This window comes from Mesorhizobium sp. M7A.F.Ca.US.005.03.1.1 (assembly GCF_003997975.1).
In the GTDB taxonomy this organism is placed as follows: Bacteria; Pseudomonadota; Alphaproteobacteria; order Rhizobiales; family Rhizobiaceae; genus Mesorhizobium; species Mesorhizobium ciceri.
Genome location: NZ_RZRO01000182.1, coordinates 1 through 5,577 on the forward strand (window position 1 = coordinate 1; position 5,577 = coordinate 5,577).

General features: G+C 64.1%; 7 protein-coding genes. 5 read left to right on the forward strand and 2 right to left on the reverse strand.

Annotated elements, in window-relative coordinates:
* The 4 genes from EN990_RS34685 to moaB all read left to right on the forward strand — a co-directional run.
* On the forward strand, positions 1-787 hold a 787-nt coding region (locus tag EN990_RS34685; RefSeq protein WP_164766222.1), incomplete at its 5' end, for a S49 family peptidase.
* Between the two features lie 83 nt (positions 788-870).
* Complete coding sequence (locus EN990_RS34690; protein WP_013532834.1) at positions 871-1,056, forward strand: membrane protein; 186 nt, start codon at positions 871-873, stop codon at positions 1,054-1,056.
* Positions 1,057-1,076: 20 nt separating this feature from the next.
* A complete protein-coding gene (locus EN990_RS34695) occupies positions 1,077-1,976 on the forward strand; it encodes a 4-(cytidine 5'-diphospho)-2-C-methyl-D-erythritol kinase (RefSeq protein WP_024502638.1) in 900 nt (299 codons plus the stop codon).
* Positions 1,963-2,517: a molybdenum cofactor biosynthesis protein B gene (gene moaB, locus EN990_RS34700; protein WP_013532836.1), complete on the forward strand. Its 555-nt coding sequence runs from the start codon at positions 1,963-1,965 to the stop codon at positions 2,515-2,517. The genes EN990_RS34695 and moaB overlap by 14 nt, the downstream gene beginning before the upstream one ends.
* Positions 2,518-2,537: 20 nt before the next feature.
* Here moaB and EN990_RS34705 read toward each other — a convergent pair whose 3' ends face one another.
* Both EN990_RS34705 and EN990_RS34710 read right to left on the reverse strand, forming a co-directional pair.
* On the reverse strand, positions 2,538-3,512 hold the full coding sequence (locus EN990_RS34705; RefSeq protein ID WP_127368987.1) for a hypothetical protein: 975 nt from the start codon (positions 3,510-3,512) through the stop codon (positions 2,538-2,540).
* A 143-nt stretch (positions 3,513-3,655) separates the two neighbouring features.
* Positions 3,656-4,180: a glycosyltransferase gene (locus tag EN990_RS34710; protein ID WP_013532838.1), complete on the reverse strand. Its 525-nt coding sequence runs from the start codon at positions 4,178-4,180 to the stop codon at positions 3,656-3,658.
* 148 nt (positions 4,181-4,328) lie between these two features.
* On the opposite strand from EN990_RS34710, the gene EN990_RS34715 reads away from it, so the two are divergent.
* Positions 4,329-5,483: a PA0069 family radical SAM protein gene (locus EN990_RS34715; RefSeq protein WP_023808673.1), complete on the forward strand. Its 1,155-nt coding sequence runs from the start codon at positions 4,329-4,331 to the stop codon at positions 5,481-5,483.
* Positions 5,484-5,577: the final 94 nt, after the last annotated feature.

Sequence of the window (5,577 nt, forward strand, 5' to 3'; positions counted from 1 at the left end):
CGGCACCATCATGGCAGGCGGTGGCCAGTTCCGGCCGAGCCTGTCGCTGGCCTCCACCGCTGGCCTCATCGAGAAGGCGTTTTCCTACGACGCCCCGGCAGTCGCCATCTCGATCAATTCGCCCGGCGGCTCGCCGGTGCAGTCGCGGCTGATCTTCAAGCGCATCCGTGACCTGGCCACGGAAAAGAACAGAAAGGTACTGGTCTTCGTCGAAGACGTGGCGGCGTCGGGTGGCTACATGATCGCGGTTGCCGGTGATGAGATCTTCGCCGACCCATCCTCCATCGTCGGGTCGATCGGCGTGGTCTCGGCTTCGTTCGGCTTCCCGGAACTGATGAAGAAGATCGGCATCGAGCGACGCGTCCACACCGCCGGCCAGAACAAGGCGGTGCTCGACCCGTTCAAGCCCGAGAAAAAGGAAGATGTCGAGCGGCTGAAGGCGCTGCAGCTCGAGGTGCACGGCACGTTCATCGACCTCGTCAAGGAGCGGCGCGGCGCGAAACTGAAAGACGACCCGGACCTGTTCACAGGCCTGTTCTGGACCGGCATCAAGGGCCTTGAACTCGGCCTGGTCGATGCGCTCGGCGACATGCGCACGGTGCTCAAGACCCGTTTCGGGGCGAAAACCCAGCTCAGGCTGATCACGACACCGCGCGGTTTCCTCAGCCGCTTCGGCCTGTTTGGCTCAAGCAAGGGCTTTTCAGCGCCCGATATCGCAGCCGCCGCCGCCAGCGGCGTGGTCGATGCGGCGGAAGAGCGCGCATTGTGGTCTCGCTTCGGGCTTTGAAAACCCGGCAAAAGCGTCTAGCATGAGAGCTTAACCGACCCGACCGGCCGCCTTCGCCGGCCCAGCGTGGGAGGAGTTTTGGCATGCCGCAGATCATTTTCTTCGCCGTCGTTGGCGTCGCCGCCTATTTCGGCTACCGCACCTTCATTAGGGAAGCCGAACGCGTGACCGCCAAGGTGCGGCGTACCGAAAAGCAGACGGCCAACGGCGCGATGGGCACTTTGGTCAAGGATCCGAAGACCGGCGAGTACCGGCTGGCCAAGGACTGAGCACCATTTCGCAGACCATTGTGGACACCGACATCGGGTCGCGTAGCTGGCACGCGCACGCCAAGATCAATCTTGCGCTGCATGTCACCGGCAGGCGACCTGACGGCTATCATCTGATCGAAAGCCTGGCGGTGTTCACGCGGTTTGGCGACAGGGTCGAAATTGCGCCTGCCGATAGCGATGAATTTACCGTGTCCGGCCGCTACGCCCCGGCTGTTCCTCTCGACGCCAGCAATCTGGTGCCTAGGGCGCGCGATGCCCTGCGACAGGCGGTCGGGCACGAGAGAACACCGCCGGTCGCTATCCGGCTGGAAAAGAACCTGCCGGTCGCCTCCGGCGTCGGCGGCGGTTCGAGCGACGCGGCGACCGTGCTGCGCGGGCTGGTGGAGACATGGGGCCTGGATATAGACGGCGCAGAGCTGGCGCGGATCGGCATTTCGCTCGGCGCCGATGTGCCGATGTGCCTGGCGGCAAAGCCGCTGGTCGCGCGCGGCATCGGAGATGAACTGTCGATGGTGCCGGATTTTTCGGCGCTTGGCCTGGTGCTGGTCAATCCGGGCACCCCGGTCTCGACGGCGGACGTCTTTGCGGCGCTTTCCCGGCGCGACAATGAGGCCTTGCCGCCGCTGCCGCGCAGCATCGATTTTCATAGCCTGCGCAACTGGCTGGAGATCACCCGCAACGATCTCGAGCCCGCCGCGCTGGCGATGCAGCCGGCTATCGGCAGGGCGCTTTCCTGGCTGAACAAGGCCGGATCGGGTTTTTCACGGATGTCCGGGTCCGGCGCCACCTGCTTCGGCCTGTTCGAGACCGGCAATGTCGCCAAGCGCGCCGCCGCCGAAATCCGCGGCCGCCAGCCCGACTGGTTCGTCGCGGCGACGCGCAGCATCGCATCGGAGGGATCGGATGGCCAGAATTGACGAGAGCCGCTCCTTCATTCCCGTGCGCATCGCGGTGCTGACCGTTTCAGATACGCGCAGCCTCGCCGACGACAAATCCGGCCAGACGCTGGCCGACCGCATCACCGAGGCCGGCCATATGCTGGCGGCCCGCGATATCGTCACCGACGATCGGGAAAAAATCCGCGACACGGTTCTGGCGTGGTCGCGGGACAAGAATATCGATGTCGTCATCACCACCGGCGGCACCGGTTTCACCGGCCGTGACGTGACGCCGGACGCGCTGGAGCCGATCTTCGAAAAGCGCATGGATGGCTTTTCGGAAGTGTTCCACCGGATCTCCTACGACAAGATCGGCACCTCGACGATCCAGAGCCGGGCGACCGGCGGCATCGTCAACGCCACCTTCGTCTTCGTGCTGCCGGGTTCGCCAGGCGCCTGCAAGGACGCGTGGGACGGCATCCTGAAGGCACAGCTCGACTACCGGCATATGCCGTGCAACTTCGTCGAGATCATGCCGCGCCTGGACGAGCATTTGCGGCGCGGCAAATCAGCTCCGTAAAGCCGAGGCAAGCGTCGCTCTCAGCGGATGACCGGCTCGCCATGAAACCGCCGGCGCGACGGCGGCGAGACGCCGAAGCCGACTTCCATCATCAGTCGCGGCGTGCGTGCCGGCACGGTGCCCATATGGAAGCCAAAAGGGTCCTCGACGAAACCGAGACCGGCCTCGCCGGTCAGCGTCACCGGGCTCTGCTCGCCATAGACATCCAGGACCTGTTGCGCGGGGTGGCCAACCAGAAGCGTGAGCTGGTGCTTGAGGCTGCGGCGCTTGTGGCTGCCCCTGACATAGACATGCGGACCGGTGTCGGTGTCGACCGGCTTGAGGTAGAAGAAGAATTTCAGCATGCGCCAATCATCGAGGTCGAAATGATACTTGCCGAGCGAGGCGAGGTTCTTGTCGGCATCCGAAGCGGCACCGGTTGGAAAACTCCACCAGACGCGCGTCGTGATCAGTTTTGCCTGGCCGCCGAGATAGTGCGCGGCAATATCCAGAAGCAGCGGATCGCGCTGGATGGCAAGCGCCGCCGGGCAGTCGAGGATGCGCTCGAAAAAATGCCCGCTGAGCAGCGAGCGGCCAAGGCGTTTCTCGGCCTCGGCATGTTCCCCCGGCATGAATTCGAGACGGCGGTCGAAATTGCCGAAGCAAGGCGTGCGCCCGGCGAAGTCGGCGATCTCTTCATGGATATCAGGCGGCAGGACCAAGCCTGAGAACAGCCCGTCGGAGCGCAACGCATCGACGACCGCTCCCCGTTCGACACCGGCAAACATCGTATCCCCGGCATTGGCGACCGGGCGGGCGCGTTTTGCGCCCAGCCAATGCATGCGGCGTCCAGGCATTGTGCGCGCCAGCACGAACATCGGCAGCCAGGCGGGGTTTTCGCGCAGGTCCTTGAGATAGGTCGGAATGCGCACCGCGATGCGTCGCAACAGACTGCCGTCGCGCGCAATAGCCTCGAGACTGGCCGCGCCGGATGTGTCGGGGGTTGAAAGCTTCATTGGGTCCTCGGCTATGAGAGCACCACCGATGCCGCATCGGTGCTCGCCACTCGGCATGTCCCAAACCCAATTCCCGCTTGAACGGAAGCTAACCCCGCGTCAGATTTTGTGCAATGCACAATGGCCTGAGCAGCTGCAAAAAATCATGTCGAGGAGCGGCGTTCCTGCTTGGCGGGCGCCATCCAGATCTCGGCGTCGAGCCGCTTCGTTGCGAGGCCGCGGGCGATGGCCTCAGCACTGCCGGCACTCTTGGCCGCGGCCGCCGCCTGACGCTTGCTGATCAGCAATCCGTCGGCCAGGGCGCGGTTTCCCGAAAAGACCCGTGCCAGGAATGGCGTGCGGCTGGCCCGCGTGCGCGAAAACCGTGCCGCCATGGTCTGCCTGGCCGTATGCGCGACAACCTCATCGATCCAGCCCTCCACCAACCGCGCGCCCGGTTCCAGGAGCAGCAACCAATCCCCCTTGGCCTGGCGGATGCCGGCAGCGACACCGCCGGTCACGTACTGACAGCCGGCATGCTCGGCCACACGATGCGTCTGGTCGGTGGAGCCTGTGTCGCAGACGATAACTTCACGCACCACGCCTTCGACCGCGCCGCCAATCAGCGAGGCGAGCGTGCGGGCGAGGCCCTCCTCGTCATTGCGGGTTTCGATGAGAACACTGAGCATCCTTAGCCGAATAGCGGAAAGCGCCGCACAGCGCCAGTTTTGCATCGCACATAGAAAGTTCTTGCTTTGTTCTCGTCGATGAAATAGGAATAATTTCATGAACAGAGCGATTCGACACAACACGGACAGTCCCTGGGAGCGGGCGAAAATGGAACAGATCGTGCGCGCCGACATTGCAGCTTTCGGAGCAGGAAGAGCCGAGATGGCCAATGCGATGGTCGAGCAGAGCGGCATGCGTGTCCGCCCGGACCGCAACCGCGGCAGGTCGGCCGGCATCAACCCGTCCGGCCGATTCGAGCCAGTCAGCCGGCACGTGTTCGACGATGGCTGGAATTCGCTGGAAGAACTGCCCCCCTTCAAGACCGAAGTGCAGGTCGAGAAGCCGCGCACCATCATCACCCGCAACGAATCGCCCGACATTTCCTTCGACCGTTCCATCAACCCTTATCGCGGCTGCGAGCATGGCTGCGTCTATTGCTTTGCCCGCCCGACGCACGCGTTCATGGGCCTGTCGCCGGGTCTGGATTTCGAATCGAAGCTGTTCGCCAAACCTGATGCGGCGCGCTTGCTCGACAAGGAGCTTTCGAAGGACAGCTATCAGCCGCGCACCATCGCCATCGGCACCAACACCGACCCCTACCAGCCGATCGAGAAGCAATACCGGATCATGCGCGAAATCCTCGAAGTGCTGGAAGCGCGCGGCCATCCGGTCGGCATCGTGACAAAGTCCGCCCTGGTGACGCGCGATATCGATATCCTGTCGCGCATGGCCGAACGCGGGCTAGCCAAGGTGGCGCTGTCGGTGACGACGCTCGACCGCATGCTGGCGCGCACCATGGAGCCGCGCGCGTCGACACCGACCAAGCGGCTGGAAGCGATCCGGCAGCTTTCGGATGCCGGCATTCCGGCGTCGGTCATGGTGGCGCCGATCATTCCGGGCCTGACCGATCCGGAGATGGAACGCATCCTCGATTCGGCACGTGCGGCCGGCGCGCGCGAGGCGGGTTATGTGATCCTGCGGCTGCCGCTGGAGGTCAGCCCGATCTTCAAGGACTGGCTGCTGCGCCATTATCCCGACCGTTACCGCCATGTGATGTCGCTGGTCCGCTCCATGCGTGACGGCAAGGACTACGATTCGGAATGGGGCAAGCGCATGAAGGGCGCCGGTCCCTATGCCTGGCAGATCGGCCGGCGCTTCGAGATCACAGCCAAGCGGCTTGGTCTCAATGCCGAACGGCGCACGCTGCGGACCGATCAGTTCGTTGCCGCCGGGAAAGACCAGGTGCAACTGACGCTGCTTTGAAGAGACAATTCGTCGCGATGGTTTGATCCGTCGCGCACCAAGAATCCCGTCCGGCCTGCCCCGGCCTGCAGACGGTGCCCTCCCGGTCCGGCGC